The organism is Falsiroseomonas sp., assembly GCF_041690465.1.
Lineage (GTDB): Bacteria > Pseudomonadota > Alphaproteobacteria > Acetobacterales > Acetobacteraceae > Falsiroseomonas.
In genome coordinates this window covers 344,503-362,674 of sequence record NZ_JAWLHG010000002.1, presented here as the reverse complement: position 1 = coordinate 362,674, position 18,172 = coordinate 344,503, and the positions used below count along the sequence as shown (strand labels likewise).

Below are 18,172 nucleotides of genomic sequence, written 5' to 3'. Positions count from 1 at the left end.
TCCTCTCGACGTGGACGTCGGCTGCAAAATGCTTCGGCAGGCGCTTGCGCGCAACCGAGGCTGCCGGTGTAGTACCAGTTGGTCGCGGGATTCGTAACGGCGGATGACCTGGTCGATTGTTGCGCACGAGCCGTCCACCGGTGCCTTCGCGGTCGCCGTGACGACCTGCGCCTTCGCGGTCGGCGCGTCCTGTCCCTTCGTGCGGGCGGGCGTGGGCGCGGTCTCCACCCAATCCATCACCAACCGCTACCTCGGCCCCGCGGTGCTGGACGGCATGGCGCGCGGCCTCTCCCCCGCCGCCGCGATCGAGGCGGCGCTGGTGGGTGACGAGGGCAAGGGGCTCCGCCAGGTCCATGCGGTGGACCGGCACGGCCGCAGCGCCGCCTATACGGGGGCGAATTGCGTGGAGTGGTGCGGCGAGATCACCTCGCCGGGCGTCTCCTTCGCCGGGAACATGCTGGCCGGGCCGGCCGTGCTGGCCGACACCTATGCCTCCTTCGTCACCCATGCCGAGCTTCCGCTGGCAGAGCGGATGCTGCTTGCGCTCGATGCCGGCGATGCGGCGGGCGGCGACCGGCGGGGCCGGCAATCGGCCGCGCTGGTGCTCGCGACCACCGAGGATTTCCCCGACATCTCGATCCGGGTGGACGACCACAGCCATCCGCTCGACGAGCTCCGGCGCCTGTACGAGATCTGGCTGCGCCAGCGCGCGCCCTATCTGCGGGACCAGCCCAGCAAGGCGCGCCCCTCCGGTACGCATGACCTGGACGTGCTGGAGGCGCGCTGGGCACGGCAGGGCAGCAGCCTGAAGTTCCGCCGGTAGAGCAGATCGCCGGAGGGCGGCCTCGCCCGGAGGCGTGAATCTGCTCTACAAGCAACAGGCCAGGGCCGGCTGGACGCGGCCGCGCGGCCGCCGCAGGCTGCGCCCTTCCATGCGCGCCCCCTGGATCGCCCCGCTCGCCGCCGCGCTGCTGATGCAGACGGTCGGCTCCTTCATGAACCAGGTGGTGCCCGTGGTGGCGCCCCGCATGACCGCCGATCTCGGGCTGCCGGCGGCCATGGTGGGCAATTTCTCCTCGCTGACCATCCTCGGCTCGATCCTGTTCCTGCTGTTCGGCACGCCGCTGGTGGCCGCCTTCGGGCCGGCGCGGCTGCTGCAATGCGGGGTGCTGACGGGCGCCTCGGCGCTGGCGCTGGCCGCGCTGGGCGAGATCTGGCTGCTGCCGGTGGCGGCGCTGCTGCTCGGCATCGGCTATGGGCCGAGCGGGCCGGCGGGCAGCCGCATCCTGCAGGCGACGGCACCGCCGCGGCACCGGGTGCTGATCTTCTCCATCAAGCAGGCCGGGGCGCCGGCGGGCGGGGCGCTGGCCGGGGTGGTCGCGGCGCAGGTCGCGGCCCAATGGGGCTGGCAGCCGGCGTTGCTGACGGGAATGGTGCTGGCCACCGGCGCGGCGCTGATCATCCAGCCCATGCGCGCGCAGCTGGACGCCGAGCGCAACCCGCGCTTCCGCATCCGCGAGGCCTTCACCCTGCGCCGGCTGGCGGCACCGGTGACGACGCTGCGCCTGCATCCGGTGCTGCCGCCGCTGACATTGCAGGCGTTTGCGTTTGCCGCGCTGCAGGGCAGCCTGTTCTCCTTCACCGTCACCTGGCTGGTGGAGGCGCATGGCTTCGCGCTGACGACGGCGGGCGCGCTGTTCGCCACCATGCAGGTCGCCGGCGTGGTCGGGCGCCTGGTGCTGGGCTGGGCCGCCGACCGGCTGGGCGATGCGGTGCGCAGCCTGACGATCCACGGGCTCTGCGCCGCCGGGCTCGCGGCGCTGTTCGTGCTGGCGGCACCGGCCTCTCCCTGGCCGGTCGCGCTGGGGCTGGCGATGCTCTGCGGCTTCACCTCGGCCTCCTGGAACGGGATCTTCCTGGCCGAGGTGGCGCGCGTCTCGCCGCCCGACCGCGTGGCGGAGGCCTCCTCCGGCGCGATCATGCTGTGCTTCCTGGGCTACCTCTCGGCGCCGAGCGCCTTTGCGCTGGCGGTGATGACGACCGGCAGCTGGACGCTGCCCTTCCTCGGCGCGGCCGGGCTGCTGGCGGCGGTTTCGCTGTTCGTGCTCGCCTGGCGGGCTGCGCGCGGCGGCGCGGCGGGGTAAAGCCCCGCCATGGCAAGGGAGGGTTCCATGGCGGTCGCGCTCGGCATCGTCGGCTTCGGCATCATGGGGGAGCGGCTGCTGCGCGCGGCGCTGAACCACGACCCCGCGGTGATCCGCCTCTCGGGCGTGTGGGATCCGTCGCCGGAAGCCGCCGCGCGGCTGGCCGAAATCGCGCCGGGGGTGCCGATGCTGGGCAGCGCCGCGGCCGTCATCGAGGCCTGCGATGCGCTCTACGTCGCCTCGCCGCCATCCTCGCACATCGCCCATGCCGAGGCCGCCTTTGCCGCCGGCAAGGCCGCCTTCCTGGAGAAGCCGCTGGCCGCCGACCTCGCCGCCGCGCGGCGCTTCGTGGCCGAGGCGGAGCGGCGCGGCGCGCGCGCGGCGGTGAACTTCCCGATGGCGTCCTCGCCGGCCGTGGCACAGCTCTCCGCCTGGCGGGAGGGGATGGGGGCGCCGCGGTCGCTTTCCATCCGGCTCGCCTTCGCCACCTGGCCGCGCGGCTGGCAGCAGGGCGCGGCGGGGTGGCTCGCGAAGCGCGCGGAGGGCGGCTTCACGCGCGAGGTGCTCTCCCACTTCCTGTTCCTGACGCGCCGGCAGCTCGGCCCCATCACGGTGGTGACGCGCGACGCCACCTTCCCGGGGGGCGACGGCGCCGAGACCGCGATCCGCGCCACGCTCTCGGCCGGCGGCATCCCGGTGGAGGTGGAAGGCGCTGTCGGCACCACCACGGCCGACGACCACAACGAGTGGAAGCTGGAGAGCGAGGGCGGCGCGGTGCGGCTGCGCGACTGGTCCTTCGCCGAGAAGCTCGCGGTGGATGTCGGCTGGCACGCCGCGCCGGATGCGCTGCCGAACGAGAAGATGCGGCCGATGGTGCTGAAGGGGCAGCTCGACAAGGTGGCGGCGCTGACCCGCGGCGAGGCGCAGAACCTGGCGACGCTGCGCGAGGCGCTGGAGGTGCAGGAGGTCGTCGAGGAGATCCTCGCGGGATGAGGTTGGAGATCCTCGCGGGATGAAGTTGGAGATCCTCGGCGGATGAGGCTGCGCCGGCGCGACCTTCTGCCGCTGCTGCTGCTCGCCGCGCCGGCCGCGGCGCAGGACCGGCTGGCGCCCGTCACGCCGGACACACCCGAAGGCGCGGCGCTGGTGGAACGGCTGCGGGGCGGCGGGCTGGTGCTGTTCTTCCGCCACGCCGACACGCGCGGCGAGCCCTGCGATTCCAGCTACCGCATCGGCGACCGCGCCGGCCAGCGCAACATCTCGCCCGAGGGCGTCGCGCAGTCGCGCCGGATCGGGGAGCGGCTGGCCGCGCTCGGCATCCCGGTGGCGCGGCCGGTACTGGCCGGGCCGGTCTTCCGCGCGCGCGACACGGCGGAGCAGGCCTTCGGCGCGGCAGATGTGCTCGTCACCGACAGCCTGCTGGCCGACGACTACGCCGGCGGCCGCCTGGCCTGGGTGCTGGCGGAGCATCGCCGCCTGTTCTCCGAACCGGTGCCGCGCGGGGCGAACCGCGTGCTGGTCGGCCACCGCACTCCGGCGATCATGGTCGCCGGCCAGGCGGTGGGCGGCCGCGCCTTCCCGGAGGGCGCGGCGCTGGTGATCGAGCCGGCCGGCGGCGGCTTCCGCGTGCTCGGCGTGTTGGACCTCGCACCGCTGCCGGGGGGCGGCTTCCATGCCTGCGGCTGAGCCGCAGGCGCGCCGGCGCTATTCCGGCCGCATCATCAGCGCATTGAATCGACGCTCCGGCCGCGGCGTGATGTGGATGCCGCGCCGCGCCGCGTAATCCCAGGACGGATGGAAGACCGGGATGATCGCCACATCCTCGAACGCCGCCTCGATCGCCGCATGCAGCTTGGTCTGCCGCTTCTCCGGGTCGATCTCGCTCAGCGCCGCCTGGATCAGCGCGTCCACCTCGGGGTTGGAGTAGCGCGTGCGGTTGGCCGCGCCATAGCCGCGCCCGGCCTCGAAGCTGTGCACCACGGCGCGCGGGCCCTCGCCGGCCTCGTTGGTGCCGTACTGCGCGATGAAGGCCGAGTAGGTCTGGCGCGAGGCCTGGCCGAAGAACACCTGGCCGGCAACGCCGGCCACCTCCGCCTGCAGGCCGATACGCGTCCACATCTGCGCCACCGCCTGGGCGATCTGCGCATCCTTCGGGTAGCGGTCGGTCGTCGCATGCAGCGTCAGGCGGAAGCCCTGCGGCACGCCGGCCTCGGCCAGCAGGGCGCGGGCGCGGTTCGGGTCGAAGGGGGTCGGGCGCAGATTGGGGCTGGTGCCCTGGATGCTGCTCGGCAGGAACTGGCTGGCCGGCGTGGCGCTGCCTTCCATCAGCCGCTGGGTGATCGCCTCGCGGTCGATCGCCATGGAGAGCGCCTGGCGCACCCGGCGGTCGCGCAGCGGGTTCGGCAGCGGCTGGCCGTCGCGGCCGGCAACGAAGGGGCTCTCGGCGCGCGCCGAATCCAGCGCGATGTAGTGCACCACCGCCGCCGGGCCGCTGAACAGCTGGAAGCGCTGGTCTCCGGTGATGCGCGCCTTGTCGGCGGTGGGCACCAGGTCGATCGCGTCCACGTCGCCGGCCAGCAGCGCGGCGACGCGCGAAGGGTCGCGGGTGATGGTGCGCAGCTCCACCCGCTCCCATGGGGCGCGGTCGCCCCAGTAGGTGTCGTTGCGCGTGATCGCCAGGTTCTCGATGTTCCGCCAGCCGTCGAAGCGGTAGGGGCCGGTGCCGTTGACGCGGCCGGCGTTGAAATCCGCCGTGGTCTGGTTCGCATCCTTCTCCGCCAGCAGCAGCACGCGCGCGACGTCGAGCGGCAGCGTCGCGGTCGGCGTGTTGGTGATGATGCGGATGCGGTGCTCGCCGAGGATCTGCACTTCCTTGATCGGGCGGATGAAGGGCGTGAACAGCGCCGGGCTGTTCGGCACCGTCGGCACCCGCGCATAGGTCGCGGTGATGTCGCGCGCGGTGAAGGGCGTGCCGTCGTGGAAGCGGACGCCCTGGCGCAGGTCGAATTCCCAGGTGTTGGCGTCCACCAGGCGCCAGGCGGTGGCCAGCGCCGGGCGCACCTGCAACTGCTCGTCGATCTGGGTGAGGCCCTCGAAGATCTGCGGATGGGCGGAGCCGGCGGGGAAGCCGTTGAAGAAATGCGGGTCCATGGTGTTGAGCTGCAGCGCCGTGCCGAGGGTCAGCGTCTGCGCCCCAGCCCCGCCCGCCGTCAGCGCCAGCGCGGCCGCCATCAGGATGCGCTTCATCCGTCCTCTCCCTGTCTCGTCATGCGCATCCTGCCGCAGGCCGGATGGACGCGCCACCCTCTCCGATCCTAGGCTTGCCGGCAGGGGGAACAGGCATGGCGAAGGCACCACGGATCGCGCTCGGCGGCTTCATGCTGGAGAGCAACGGCCACGCGCCTGTGGCGACCAAGGCGGAGTTCCAGGCTGCCTGCTGGCTTGAGGGCGCCGAGCTTGCAGCCGACCTGGCGACACCCGCGCCACGTGGTCCCACCGGTCTCTCGGGCTTCGTCAAGGCGATGGATGCCGGCCGGCCGTGGGAGCCCGTGTACACCTTCGCCGCCACCGCCGGCGCCTCCGGCAACATGGAGCAATCGGCCTTCGACGAGGTGTGCGAGCGCATCACCGCAGGCATCCGCGCGGCGATGCCGGTGGATGGCGTGTTCCTGGCGCTGCATGGCGCCGCGACCGCAACCGTGGACCGCGACCCCGACGGCACGCTGCTGCGCCTGGTGCGGGAGATCGTCGGGCCCGATGTGCCGGTGCTGGCAACGCTCGACCTGCACACCAACGTCTCCTGGGAGATGGTGAAGCAGTCCGACATGCTCTGCGGCTACATCACCAACCCGCATGTGGACCAGGCCGAGCGCGGCGCGGAATGTGCCGCGGTCATGCGCGCGATGCTCGGCGGCATGCGGCCGCACATGGCCTTCGTGAAGCTGCCCTTCATTCCGCCCGCGACCAGCCAGAACACCGCCTTCGGCCCCTATGCGGAGGCGATCGCGTACGGGCAGCGCTTCCTCGACCATGAGGTGCTGAACGTCTCCATCGTATCGGGCTTCTCGCTGGGCGACACGCCGAAGAACGGGCTGTCGGTGATGGTGACCACGCGCACCGATGCGCAGCGCGCGCAGCAGGTCGCGAGCGACATCGCCGCCTGGATCTGGTCCACCCGCGCGAAGTGGGTGACCAATCTCACCAGCCTTGAGGACGCCACGCGCATGGCGCTGGAGGCCGGGCGCGATGCGTCGAAGCCTTCGCTGCTGTTCGCCGATGTCGCCGACAATCCAGGCGGCGGGGGGCGTGGCAACACCACCTACATCCTGGAAGCCTTCGTGAAGGCGGGCGTCGAGGGCGCGGTCTTCGGCATCCACAACGACCCGGCACTCGCCGCGGAGGCACATGCGAAGGGGCTCGGCGCACGTTTCCTCGCCCGCTTCAACCGCGACGAGACCAACGCCTTCTCCAAGCCCTTCGAGGCGGAAGCGGTGGTCGAGGCGCTGTCCGACGGCACCATCGTCGGACGGCGAGGCATCTATGCCGGGCGCAGCGTCTCCACCGGGCCGACGGCACTGCTGCGCATCGGCGGCGTGCGGGTGGCGGTGGTCACGCAACGCCGGCAGCTGGCGGAGCCGCGCATGGTGGAATCGCTCGGCGTGGACCTGCGTGCGGTGCGCGCGCTGGTGGTGAAGTCGCGCGGGCATTTCCGCGCCGGCTTCGACGACATCTGGAGCAACGACCGTATCATCGAGGTGGACGTGCCCGGCCTGACGACCGTGGTGCTGACACGCGTGCCCTGGCGTGAGGTGCCGCGGCCGATCTACCCGCTCGACCCCGAGATGCAATGGACGCCGCCCACCCCGGCGGAGGTGCAGGTGCGCGGCTGACGCCCGCCACGAAATCGCCAAGCTGGTGCCAGCCATGCGCCCGGATTCCACCGTTGCCTCGCCAGAAGGCACGGATGGAAGGATCTCCATGCTCCAGTCACACGCCCCGGACCGCGAAAGTTGCAACGCCCTGCAGGACCGCGTGATGCGGCAGAGCTTCGTCGTCGCGAAGCTGCAGCAGGATGGCTTCCCCGGCGAGGTCCAGGCCGCGAGGCGCATGCTGCGGATGCTGGAAGCGAAGCTGGCGATGGCGCAGCGGCGCTGCGAACCGCGCCGGACACCGTGAGCCAGCGCGACCCGGCCTTCGACCCAAGCGCCCATCGCATGCTGCGGGAGCAGCGATGGTTCGAGGATTTCCGGCTCGGCGAACGTTTCCCGCTGCCCAGCCGGACCATGACGGAGGCGATCTTCCTCGCCTTCCAGGCGGCGAGCGGCGACAACCACCCGATCCACTACGACCGCGAATACTGCCGCGCGCGCGGGCTGCCGGACATGCTGGCGCATGGCTACCAGGTGGCGATCCAGACCGCGGCGGGCGCCGGGATCTTCCCGCATCTGGTGGAGGACTCGCTGAAAGCCTTCCTGGAACAGTCCAGCCGCTTCCTGCATCCGGTCTTCGCGGGCGACACGCTCTATCCGTGCCTCGAAGTGGATGAGCTCACGCCCAACCGCACCACCGGCGTGGTGGGGCTGCGCAGCACCGTCCACAACCAGGGCGGCGTGCTGGTGCTGGAGGGCCGGCATCGCTACCTGCTGCGCCGACGTGCGGGGTGACGTGGGGGCGCATGGCGCGTTAGCCTCTCCCGCATGCCGACCATCGCCTCGATCCAGGCCTTCCCGATCCGCAGCGACCTGGTCGGCGGCCCGCCGCGGACGAAGCCGCGGCGGCCGAGCTGGAACGGCACGGCCGAGGTCGCAGGACCGATGGCGCGGCATGCGCGGTTCAAGGTGGATCGCACCATCTGGCGCCCCTCCTGGCCCGGCGTCGGCTGCCTGGTGACCGCCAGCGACGGCACATGGGGCTTCGGCATCACGCGCTATGCCGGCCCGGTGATCCCGACCATCGAAGGCCACCTCGCGCCGCTGCTGATCGGCGAAGACGCGATGGCGACCGAGACGCTGTGGGACATGATGGCGCGCATGGCCTCGCCCTACAGCGCGGCGGGCCTGGCTGCCTATGCGATCAGCGCGGTGGATCTGGCGCTGTGGGACCTCAAGGGCAAGCTGCTGAACCAGCCGGTGTGGCGCCTGATCGGCGGGCCGGCGCGGCCGCATATCCCGGTCTATGCAACGGGCGGTGACACCGACTGGCACATGGAACTCGGCTTTCGCGCCACCAAGCTGCCACTGCCGCACGGTCCGGCCGACGGGCTGCCGGGGCTGAACGCGAACGAGGACCTCGTCGCCCGCACGCGCGAACTCATCGGCCGCGATGTCGAGCTGATGCTGGATTGCTGGATGGCGCTCGACGTCGAATACGCGGTGCGGCTGGCCGAGCGCCTGCGCCCCTACGGGCTGCGCTGGATCGAGGACTGCCTGATCCCGGAGGATCTGGACGGGCAGGAGGCGCTGCGCCGGCGCCTGCCCTGGATGGGTCTCGCCACCGGCGAGCACTGGTACATGCCGCCGCCCTTCCTGCACGCCGCCGCACGGCGCGTGGCGGATGTGCTGCAGCCCGACATCGCCTGGGCCGGTGGCCTCACCGCGCTGCTGCGCATCCACGCCATCGCGGATGCGGCGGGCATCGCGGTGATCCCGCATGCGGGAATGAACACGCCATACGGCCAGCATTTCGGCTTCGCCGTGCCCGGCGCGCCGATGGGCGAGATGTTCATCGGCACCGCGCCCGGCATCCCGCTGGAGGAAACGCGCCTGTTCCCCGGCATGTCCGTGCCGCGGGACGGCATGCTGGTGCCGAGCGACGCGCCGGGCTTCGGCCTCGGCGCCACGCTCGACGATATAGCGGCGATGAAGCCGTGACGGAGGAAGAGCCATGCACATGACACGACGCGGATTGCTCGCGGCCGGCGGCGCGCTCGCGCTGCCCGCCCTGGCGCGAGCGCAGGACGGGCCGGTACGGATCGTCGTGCCCGCCCCGCCGGGCGCCTTCAACGACGGCTTGGCGCGACTGCTGGCGGATCGGCTGCCCGCGGGGCTTGGGCAGAACGTCGTGGTGGACAACAAGGCCGGCGCCGGTGGCATGATCGGCACGCGGGAGGTGGTGCAGGCGCGGCCGGACGGGCGGACCATCGGCATCGCCAACACCGCGACCATGGCGATCAACCCACATCTGTTCAGCAATGCCGGCTATGACCCGCTGACGGACCTGACCCCGATCTGCGGCAGCGCCGAGATCATGATCGTGATGGTGGCGACGCAGCGCGTGCCGGTCTCCACCGTGGCGGAGCTGGTGGCGGCGGCGAAGGCGCGGCCCGGCGCGCTGAACTACGCCTCCGCCGGCATCGGCGGCAGCACCCACCTGGCGTTCGAGCTGTTCAAGCTGCGCGCCGGCGTGGACCTGACGCATGTGCCCTATCGCGGCGCCGCGCCGGTCGCCACTGCGCTGCTGGCGCGCGAGATCGACGTCGCCTTCGAGGGCGTGCCGCTGATGCTGCCGCACATCCAGAACGGCACGCTGAAGCCGCTCGCGGTCTCCGGCTCGTCGCGGCATCCGGCGCTGCCGAACGTGCCGACGATGAAGGAGGCGGGGATCAACTACGAGATGGCGATCTGGTTCGGCCTGATCGCGCCGAACGGCGTGCCGGCACCGATCCTGGCGAAGCTGGAGGCGGAGACGCTGAAGGTGATGCGCGACCCGGCGATGGCCGAGCGCGTGGCGAGCCAGGGCGCACGCGTGACGCCCCGCAGCGCGGCGGAGTTCGGCGCCTTCATGCGGGCGGAGAACGCGAAGTTCGGCGAGGTCGTGCGCACCGCGAACATCCGGGCGCAGTAGCCGCCCGCACCAGCCCCTCGGGCGCAACAAACGCGGCATGGGGCGGCGCGTTGCCGCCCCATGCCGCGGCCGCTACGCACCCCCGCCTTCCTGGTCGGCTTCGCGCTGGGGGGCTTCTTCGACGGGATCCTGTTCCACCAGATCCTGCAATGGCATCACCTGCTCTCGCTCTGGGCGCCGGCGGAGACGCTGGAGTTCCAGGTGCTGTGGGACGGGCTGTTCCACGCCGCGCACTACGCCATCGCCGCGGCCGGGCTGTGGCTGCTCTGGCTCCGGCGCGGGGTGGCGGGCGAGGCCGGTGCGGGACGTCTGCTCGCCGGCTGGGCCGCGCTCGGCTTTGGCGCCTGGCACCTGCTGGATGTTGGGCTCATCCACTGGGTGCTGGAGATGCACCGCGCGCGGATCGACGTGGCGAACCCGCTCGCCTGGGACATGATCTTCGTGGCGCTCGGCATCGCCGGTCTGGCGATCGGCTGGCTGTTCCTGCGCCGGCCGGGTGGCAGCGCGGGCGGCGCCGTCGCCGCGGCGCTGGCCGGGCTGCTGCTGGTCTCGGCGCCGGTGGCGGCGCTGCCGCCGCGCGAGCCCGACCCTGCCGTCGCGGCGCTGCTCGAAGGCCGGATGCTGCCGGCCTTCTGCGCGGGCTGGACGATCTACGCCGCGAGGTAGCGCGCCGCGCCCTCGGCCAGCACCTCGGCGCCAAGCGCGAGGTCTTCCTCCTTGGTGTCCTCCGCCCAATGGTGGCTGATGCCGCCGATGGAGGGCGTGAACAGCATCGCAGCCGGCATGATGCGCGCGAGATACTGCGCATCGTGCCCGGCGCCGGACGGCATGGATTGCCAGGCGCCGGGCGCCTTGGCTTCCGCCGCCTCGCAAAGCGCCTGCTGCATCGTCGGGTCGCAGAGTGCAGGGGTGGAGAGGCTCACCGCCTCCAGTGCGCAGGGGCATTTCTCGCGGCGGTTGCTCTCCTGCACCAGCGCGCGCAGGCGGTCCTCCATGCGCGCGATGATCGGCTCCTCCACGTCGCGCAGCTGGAACAGCACCTCGGCGCGGCCGGGAATGATGGAGGCGGCGCCGGGCTCCAGCGTCATGCGTCCGGTCGTCCAGGTGCTGCGCGGGCCGCAGACCAGCGGGAAGTTGCGGTCGATCTCGGCGAGCAGCCGCACGGCGGAGAGACCGGCATCCCTGCGCTCGGCCATGGTGGTGCCGCCGGCATGGTCCTGCATGCCGGTGAAGACCAGCTTCCACTGGCGGATGGCGACGATGCCCGTCACCACGCCGACGCGCAGGCCCGCGCTTTCCAGCTGCGTGCCCTGCTCGATATGGATCTCGAGGAAGCCCTTGTGGCGCCCCTTCTCCCACTGGATGCGCGGCCGCCCTTCCAGCCCGGCCTCGCGCAGCGCCTGGCGGAGCGGCTTGCCGTGGTAGCGGTTGGCGAGGCGGTCGATCTCCGCCTCCTCCAGCTCGCCGATGAAGCTGCGGCTACCGATGAAGCCGCCGTAATGGCCCTCCTCATCCGCCCAGGCGGCGACATCCACCGGCAGGCCGGCGCGCGCCAGCGCCAGCCCCGCGACAACGCCAAGCGCGCCGTCCAGCCAGCCGGCCTCGTTCTGGCTCTCGATATGGCTGCCGACCAGCAGATGCGGGCCGGGGCCCTTGTGGCGCCCGATGACGTTGCCGACGCCATCCATCACCGGCTCCAGCCCGATCTCCTGCATCTTCGCCATCAGCCAGCGGCGGCTTTCCATGTCCTCGGGCGAGTAGGTCGGGCGATGCACGCCGGTCTTGAAGGTGCCGATCTTCCGCAGCTCATGCAGGTCGGCGAGGAAGCGGGCGGTGTCCACTTGCGGCATCAGGGTGAATCTCCGGCTTCTGGGCGGCGGCGCGCGGCACGCGCGACGATGGCGCGCCGCGCCGCCGCATCGGCGTAGGGCCAGGCGGCGATCTCGTCCAGCGTGCGGAAGCAGCCGGTGCAAAGCGCGCCAGCGGCATCCAGCGCGCAACGCTTCACGCAGGGCGAGGCGATGTCGCTCAGGTGGTCAGGCCCCCATCCACCACCACGGTCTGCCCCGTCACCATTGCCGCGCCGGCCAACAGGAACACCACCACTTCCGCGATGTCCTCCGGCGTGCAGCGGCGCTTGAGCAGGGCGTTCTCGATGCTGTGCTTCCGCTGCTCCGGCGTCCATTCGATCATCCAGGTGGAATCCACGGCGCCGGGCGCGACGGCGTTCACCCGCACCTCCGGCGACAGGCCGCGGGCGAGGTTCTTGGTCAGGCTGATCACGCCCGCCTTGGTCGCGCCATAGGCCATGGAGGAGCCGGGCGAATTGATGCCGGCGATGGAGGCGATGTTCACCACCGCGCCATGCGCCGCCTTCAGCGCCGGCGCCGCAGCCTTGGCGCAGCGGAACACGCCGAGCAGGTTCACCTCGATCACGGTGTGCCACAGCGCTTCCGTCAAGCGATCCAGCTCGTGCGGCGCGACGCTGGTGCTGGTGCCGGGCGTGCCGGCATTGTTCACGAGGTAGTCGAGCCGGCCGAGATCGGCGGCGGCCTTCTCCACCATCCGCGCGCAATCGGTGGCATCGGCGACGTTGCCGGGTGCGGGGAGGATGCGCGCGCCGGTCATCGCATGCAGCTTCGCCACCGCCTCCGGCCCGCGCGGATCGTCGGCGAGAAAATTGATCGCCACCGCCGCGCCGCTCTTCGCCAGCATGGTGGCGGTGGCGAGCCCGATGCCCGAGGCGCCGCCGGTGACCAGCGCAGCCTTGCCCTTCAGGTCGTAAGTCAGCATTCCGGACTACTCCTGCACCCGCGTGGAACCCGCCATCGTGCCGATCTCGCGCAGCGCCTTCTTCAGCGCCATCAGGCGCCGGTCGCGCGCGGCCATCAGCTTCGCGGTGTCCTTGTCCCAGTCGTAGTAGCCCGCACCCGCCATCACGCCGGTGCGCCCCGCCGCCAGCAGCTTGTCGAGCGTGTCGCTGTTGCTGCGCGGCGGCGGCGGCTGGTAGGTCGCGTTGCGCAGCGCGTGCTGCAGCAGCGGCAGGCCGGTGAAGTCCGCCTTCGCCATGATGGCGACGATCGGCAACCGCAGCGCCAGGCCGTGCACCACGGCAGTGTCGATCTCCTCGGGCGTCGCCACGCCCTCGTCCAGCAGGCGATAGACCTCGGCGGCGATGGCGGACTGGATGCGGTTGGCGATGTAGCCGGGGACGAATTTCTGCATCACCAGCGGCACCTTGCCCATCGCGGCGACGAGTTCCGCAGCCCAGTCCACGATCGCCTTCTCGCATCGCGGGCCGCCGACGATGTCCACCAGGTCCACCAGGTAGGGCGGCGTGTACCAGTGCATGACCAGCGATCGCGACTGCCGCCGCTCCGGGATCAGCGGGAAGGGATCGAGGTAGGAGGTGTTGGAGGCGATCACCGCGTCGCGTGGCGCGATGCGATCCACCTCCTCGAACAGGGTGCGCTTGGCGTCAGGGTTCTCGACGATCGCCTCGACGATCAGGTCCGCGTCCTCCAGCGTCTCGGCCAGCACCGGCAGGCGCGTCACCTGGCCGTGCAGCCATTCCGCGGTGCAGCCCGAAGGCGCCTCCCCGGCCTCGACCAGCGAAGCGAGCGCCGTCTCCATCAGCTCGCCGGCCTTGTCGAGCATCGCCATGGAATTGTCGGTCAGCCGCACCTCATGCCCGCCCAGCGCATAGACCAGCGCCAGCGCGTGCCCCATCGTGCCGGCGCCGAGCACCGCGACCTTGATGGCCATCTCTCACTTCTCCCCAGGGATGGAGGCTTCGGGCGCGCGCGCCTCGATGTCGGTGCGCACATCGAGCACGACGGTACGATTGGCGGCGAGTGCCGCGCGCAGCGCGGGAGCGATCTGATCCGGCGTCTCCACCGTCACGCCTTCCACGCCGAAGCCACGCGCGATGGCGGCGAAATCCGCCGTCTCGCCGAAGCGCAGCAGCTCCGCGGCGGCGGCGTTGTCGTTGCCGGCCATGCGCCGGACATTCGGCCAGCCCTGGCCGAAGCCGCGGTTGTTGTTGATGACGACGACCACGGCGAGGCTGAGGCGCCGCGCCGTCTCCAGCTCCGCCAGGTGGTAGTGGAAGGCGCCGTCGCCGGTGAAGCAGACCACCGGGCGGTCCGGGGCGGCGCATTTGGCGCCGAGTGCCGCGGGGAAGGACCAGCCGAGCGAGCCGGCGGCGCGCAGGTAGGTCTGGCCTGCGCCGTCGAACTCCACCAGCGTGCCGGTCCAGATGCCGGAATAGCCGGTGTCGGCCACCAGGATCGCATCGGGCGGCAGCGCGGCCGAGAGCTCCGCGCAGAGCCGCGCGGGGTCCATCGGCACCGCCGCCGAGGCGAGGCGTGGCGCCACCTCGTCACGCCAGGCGGCGATCAGCGCCTGCGATTCCGCCAGGAAGGAGCGGTCGCGCCGCTTCTCGACCAGCTTCGCCATCGCCGCCAACACGGCGCGCGGATCGCCGAGCACGGCGTGCTCCGCGGCGTAGCTGCGATCGAACTCCAGCGGATCGGCATCCACCTGCACGATGCGCGTGCCGGGCGCCGGCACCCGCCAGTGATGCGTCATCTGGTCGCCGGTGTCGCAGCCCACCATCAGCACAAGATCGGCCGCGTGCGCGATGCGATTGGCCGGCGGCGCGGAGTAGCTGCCCACGACGCCGCAATGCAGCGGATGCGTGGTTGGCACGAGGCCGCGCGCACCGAGCGTGGTGAGGATCGGCGCGCCCAGCGCATCGGCCACCGCCAGCAGCTCCGCGCCGCAGCCGGACTGCGCCGCACCGTCGCCGGCAACCACCACGATCCGCTTCGCGCCGGCGAGCGCCGCCGCCGCGGCCGCGACCGCCTGCGGATCGCCTTCCGGCCGATGCCGCGGCACGCGCATCGCCGAGAGGTCGGCGGGCGGCGCCGCCACGCTGCCCTGCTCGATCACCTCCGCTTGCAGGCCGGCGAGGTCCAGATGCACTGGGCGCGTCGGCACCGAGGCCGCCGCCGCCCAGGCCTGGCGCAGCAGCCGCGGCAGGTCGGCGGCGTCGGCGACCTCGGCGGCGAACTTGGTCACCGGCTGGAACAGCGGCGCATGCGCCACTTCCTGGTAGGCATTGCGGTGCTGATGCGCCGTCACCTTGCGCCCGGTCATCGCGATCACCGGCGTGCGCGCCAGGAAGGCATCCTGCAGCCCGGAGGCGAGGTTCGCCGCGCCCACCGACTGCGCCGCCACGATCCCCGGCCGGCCGGCGATCCGGGCATAGGCATCGGCCATGTAGACCGCCGCCTTCTCGGTATGCGCCAGCACCGGCTTCACGCCATGGCGCGACAGCGCCAGAAGCGTCGGACGCAGCACCGCATCGACGAAGAACACATGGGTCTGGCCTGATGCGGCAAGGCTTGCCGCCAGCCAGTCGGCGCCGGTCACCGGCATTGCAACGTTCCCTCCGCTGAACCAGGCCGCGATGGACGGGCGGCCAGTGTGGCCGTTAGCCTGCCCGCCGGCGCCCGGGCGGACAAGCCGGGCCGAAGGGAGAGACGTTCATGTTGCGCACAGCCATGGCGGCCGCGCTCGCCGCCACCTTCGCGCTTGCCACGCCCGCCGCGGCGCAGACGACGCTGGTCATCGGGTTCCCGGCCGGTGGCGCCACCGACATCATCGCCCGGCTGATGCAGCCGGTGCTGGCGGAGGCGCTCGGCACCAATGTCGTGATCCACAACCAGGGCGGCGCCGCCGGCACCATCGGCGCCAACAACGTCGCCCGCGCCCGACCGGATGGCAACACCATCCTGCTGACGCCGGCCGGGCCGGTGGCGATCCAGCCGCATTTCCGCAGCAACCTGCCCTATCGCACCGCCGATCTCGCGCCGGTCTGCCAGGTGGCGGACAGCCCGGTGGTGCTGATGACCCAGGCCAGTTCGCCCTTCCGCACCGTGGCGGACGTGATCGGCGCGGCGCGGGCGAAGCCGGGCGAGGTGCCCTTCGCCTCCACCGGCCCCGGCACCATCCCGCACATCGTGATGGTGGCGCTGACGCAGAGCGCGGGGGTGCGGATGAACCACATCCCGTTCCGCGGCTCGGGCGACGTGATGCTGGCCTTCCAGCAGGGCCAGGTGCAGCTGTTCGCCGACCAGACGCCGCTGATCCGCCAATACGACCTGCACCCGATCGCCACCTTCACCGAGGAGCGCCTGTCGGACTTCCCCCGGACGCCGACGCTGCGGGAGAGCGGGCACGACATCGTCTATTCGATCTGGTCCGGCCTCTACGCGCCGGCCGGCACGCCGGATGCGACGCTGGCACGGCTGGAGCAGGCCTGCGCGCGCACCATGCAGGCGCAGCCGGTAGTGGAGGGCTTCGCACGGGTGAACCAGCGCATCCGCTATCGCGACCGCGCCGCCTTCACCGCCTTCACCAATGCCGAGAGCGCGAAGTTCCGCGACCTGGTGCAGAGCACCGGCATCCGCGCCGCGGAATAGGCCTGCATCTTGCGGGCCGATTCAGACCTGCGGGCCTGGCGGCCCTCCGGTCATCGGACCGCCTCAACTCCCGCGATAGGTCGCGTAGGACCAGGGCGAGCAGAGCAGGGGCACGTGGTAATGCCCCTGCCCGGCCTCCAGCCGCACTGCGATCGGCACCACGTCCAGGAAGCCGCCGCCGCCGAAATAGGCGCCGATATGGAAACGCAGCTCGTAGCGGCCGGGGAGGAAATCGTCGGGCGTCAGCAGCGGCGTGTCGGTGCGGCCATCGGCATTGGTGCGCCGCTCCGTCACCTTCACCGCGCCGGCGGGATCGATGCGCCACAGCTCCACCTTCACCCCCTGGGCGGGCGCGCCGGCGGCGGTGTCGAGGATGTGCGTGGTCAGCGCCGAGGGCCTCGCCATGGTCAATCCGTCCTCGCTCCGGCGGCGATCCAGGCAAGCAGCTTCGCGCGCTCATCCTCGGTGATCTCGGTCACGTTCCCGGGCGGCATCGCCTCGGTCGCCACCTGCTGGCGCATGGAGGGCGCCCAGCGACGGAGCTGCTGCGGCGTCTCGAGCATCACGCCCTTCGGCGGCGCGGCGAAGGCCTCGTCGGTCGGCCGCGCGGCGTGGCAGGCGGCGCAGCGCGCCGCGGTGATCGCATGCACCTCGGCGAAGGTCGGCGCATCGCCCTCGGCGAGCTGCGGCCCGCGCGCGGGGGCGAGGGCCAGGATCATCCCGACCACCACCACCGCCGCCACCGCCGGCAGCGCCAGCTGGTTGCGGCCGAGTTGGCGGGCGACGAAGAACTGCCGCACCAGCGCGCCGGCCAGCGTGATGGCCAGCAGCGCCACCCAGTTCCACTCGCCGCCCCAGGTCATGGGGTAGTGCGGGCTGATCATCAGGAACAGCACCGGCAGCGTCAGGTAGGTGTTGTGCACGCTGCGCTGCTTGCCCCAGCGGCCGTATTTCGGATCGGGCTCGCGGCCCGCCTGCATCGCCGCCACCATCTTCCGCTGGCCGGGGATGATCACCATGGCGACGTTCGCCACCATGATGGTGCCGGTCATCGCACCCACCTGCAGGAAGGCGCCGCGGCCGGAAAAGATCTTGCATGCGATGAAGGCCGACGCCACCAGCAACGCCACCATCGCCAGCGACAGGCCCTTCTCGTTCTCGCCGAACTTCGACCGGCAGAGCAGGTCGTAGATCACCCAGCCGCCCACCAGCATCGCCGCGCTGATCGCCACCGCCGCCCAGGCGGGAATGTCCAGCACCGCCGGGTCCACCAGGTAGGTCGAGGCATTCGCCCAGTAGATCAGCACGAACAGCGAGAAGCCGCTGATCCAGGTCCAGTAGGCCTCCCACTTGAACCAGTGCAGCTTCTCAGGCAGGCGCTCCGGCGCCACCGCGTATTTCTGCTTGTGATAGAAGCCGCCGCCATGGATGGACCATTGCTCGCCCTTCACGCGCGGGTTGCCGTTGCGCGGCGGGTCGAGCTGGTTGTCGAGGCCGATGAAGTAGAAGCTGGTGCCGATCCAGGCGATGCCGGTGATCAGGTGCAGCCAGCGGATCAGCAGGTTGGCCCAGTCGGCCAGGTAGGCGAGGTCCATCCGGGTCCCGGTCCTTCGGCGCGGCGGGCGCCCGCGCGGCGTGGCAGGTTGCGCTGCAACAATCGCCTCCCGGCCCGCCCGCCACAAGGGCGGCATGGCACGC

19 protein-coding genes are annotated in these 18,172 nt (G+C 71.7%); 11 read left to right on the top strand and 8 right to left on the bottom strand.

The genetic code is table 11. The annotated features are described in order from the left end of the window. Positions 1–103 precede the first annotated feature (103 nt). From ACESM1_RS03810 to ACESM1_RS03795, 4 genes are all read left to right on the top strand, one after another. Positions 104–823 (top strand): DUF1028 domain-containing protein, encoded by a 720-nt coding sequence (locus tag ACESM1_RS03810; RefSeq protein WP_372617870.1) that lies wholly within the window; start codon positions 104–106, stop codon positions 821–823. A gap of 109 nt (positions 824–932) precedes the next feature. Continuing rightward, complete coding sequence (locus tag ACESM1_RS03805; RefSeq protein WP_372617868.1) at positions 933–2,144, top strand: MFS transporter; 1,212 nt, start codon at positions 933–935, stop codon at positions 2,142–2,144. 27 nt (positions 2,145–2,171) lie between these two features. Continuing rightward, a complete protein-coding gene (locus ACESM1_RS03800; RefSeq protein WP_372617866.1) occupies positions 2,172–3,137 on the top strand; it encodes a Gfo/Idh/MocA family protein in 966 nt (321 codons plus the stop codon). Between the two features lie 42 nt (positions 3,138–3,179). Beyond that, on the top strand, positions 3,180–3,830 hold the full coding sequence (locus ACESM1_RS03795) for a hypothetical protein (protein ID WP_372617864.1): 651 nt from the start codon (positions 3,180–3,182) through the stop codon (positions 3,828–3,830). An 18-nt stretch (positions 3,831–3,848) separates the two neighbouring features. Here the strand turns inward: ACESM1_RS03795 and ACESM1_RS03790 are convergent, their stop codons facing one another. Further along, on the bottom strand, positions 3,849–5,390 hold the full coding sequence (locus tag ACESM1_RS03790) for an ABC transporter substrate-binding protein (protein WP_372617862.1): 1,542 nt from the start codon (positions 5,388–5,390) through the stop codon (positions 3,849–3,851). Positions 5,391–5,485: 95 nt separating this feature from the next. On the opposite strand from ACESM1_RS03790, the gene ACESM1_RS03785 reads away from it, so the two are divergent. The 6 genes from ACESM1_RS03785 (at position 5,486) to ACESM1_RS03760 (ending at position 10,652) form a co-directional block, all read left to right on the top strand. Beyond that, positions 5,486–7,033, top strand: coding sequence for a M81 family metallopeptidase (locus ACESM1_RS03785; RefSeq protein ID WP_372617860.1), 1,548 nt, complete (start codon positions 5,486–5,488; stop codon positions 7,031–7,033). Between the two features lie 88 nt (positions 7,034–7,121). Then, entirely contained in the window at positions 7,122–7,319 is a 198-nt protein-coding gene (locus ACESM1_RS03780; RefSeq protein ID WP_372617858.1) for a hypothetical protein, read from the top strand. Beyond that, positions 7,316–7,807 carry a MaoC family dehydratase gene (locus tag ACESM1_RS03775; RefSeq protein ID WP_372617856.1) on the top strand — a complete coding sequence of 164 codons (492 nt, stop codon included), beginning with the start codon at positions 7,316–7,318 and terminating at the stop codon, positions 7,805–7,807. Before ACESM1_RS03780 ends, ACESM1_RS03775 begins: the two co-directional genes overlap by 4 nt. Before the next feature lie 33 nt (positions 7,808–7,840). Beyond that, on the top strand, positions 7,841–9,013 hold the full coding sequence (locus ACESM1_RS03770) for an enolase C-terminal domain-like protein (protein ID WP_372617854.1): 1,173 nt from the start codon (positions 7,841–7,843) through the stop codon (positions 9,011–9,013). A 19-nt stretch (positions 9,014–9,032) separates the two neighbouring features. Next, positions 9,033–9,986, top strand: a complete 954-nt coding sequence (locus tag ACESM1_RS03765) for a Bug family tripartite tricarboxylate transporter substrate binding protein (RefSeq protein WP_372617852.1) — start codon at positions 9,033–9,035, stop codon at positions 9,984–9,986. Positions 9,987–10,046: 60 nt separating this feature from the next. Beyond that, complete coding sequence (locus ACESM1_RS03760; protein WP_372617850.1) at positions 10,047–10,652, top strand: DUF2243 domain-containing protein; 606 nt, start codon at positions 10,047–10,049, stop codon at positions 10,650–10,652. Here ACESM1_RS03760 and ACESM1_RS03755 read toward each other — a convergent pair. Genes ACESM1_RS03755 through ACESM1_RS03735 form a run of 5 tightly spaced genes read right to left on the bottom strand, consistent with a single transcriptional unit; the run spans position 10,637 to position 15,428 of the window. Continuing rightward, positions 10,637–11,836, bottom strand: a complete 1,200-nt coding sequence (locus ACESM1_RS03755; protein WP_372617849.1) for a Zn-dependent hydrolase — start codon at positions 11,834–11,836, stop codon at positions 10,637–10,639. The genes ACESM1_RS03760 and ACESM1_RS03755 overlap by 16 nt on opposite strands. Next, a complete protein-coding gene (locus ACESM1_RS03750) occupies positions 11,836–11,994 on the bottom strand; it encodes a DUF1289 domain-containing protein (RefSeq protein WP_372617847.1) in 159 nt (52 codons plus the stop codon). Before ACESM1_RS03750 ends, ACESM1_RS03755 begins: the two co-directional genes overlap by 1 nt. A gap of 20 nt (positions 11,995–12,014) precedes the next feature. Next, positions 12,015–12,779: an SDR family NAD(P)-dependent oxidoreductase gene (locus ACESM1_RS03745; RefSeq protein WP_372617845.1), complete on the bottom strand. Its 765-nt coding sequence runs from the start codon at positions 12,777–12,779 to the stop codon at positions 12,015–12,017. Between the two features lie 6 nt (positions 12,780–12,785). Continuing rightward, entirely contained in the window at positions 12,786–13,751 is a 966-nt protein-coding gene (locus tag ACESM1_RS03740) for a 3-hydroxyacyl-CoA dehydrogenase family protein (RefSeq protein WP_372617843.1), read from the bottom strand. 3 nt (positions 13,752–13,754) lie between these two features. Beyond that, positions 13,755–15,428, bottom strand: a complete 1,674-nt coding sequence (locus ACESM1_RS03735; protein WP_372617841.1) for a thiamine pyrophosphate-binding protein — start codon at positions 15,426–15,428, stop codon at positions 13,755–13,757. A gap of 110 nt (positions 15,429–15,538) precedes the next feature. Here ACESM1_RS03735 and ACESM1_RS03730 point away from each other — a divergent pair, with 110 nt between their 5' ends. Beyond that, entirely contained in the window at positions 15,539–16,474 is a 936-nt protein-coding gene (locus ACESM1_RS03730; protein ID WP_372617839.1) for a Bug family tripartite tricarboxylate transporter substrate binding protein, read from the top strand. 63 nt (positions 16,475–16,537) lie between these two features. Here ACESM1_RS03730 and uraH read toward each other — a convergent pair whose 3' ends face one another. Both uraH and ACESM1_RS03720 read right to left on the bottom strand, forming a co-directional pair. After that, entirely contained in the window at positions 16,538–16,879 is a 342-nt protein-coding gene (gene uraH, locus ACESM1_RS03725) for a hydroxyisourate hydrolase (RefSeq protein WP_372617838.1), read from the bottom strand. Positions 16,880–16,881: 2 nt separating this feature from the next. Beyond that, positions 16,882–18,069: a urate hydroxylase PuuD gene (locus ACESM1_RS03720; protein WP_372617836.1), complete on the bottom strand. Its 1,188-nt coding sequence runs from the start codon at positions 18,067–18,069 to the stop codon at positions 16,882–16,884. Positions 18,070–18,172 lie beyond the last annotated feature (103 nt).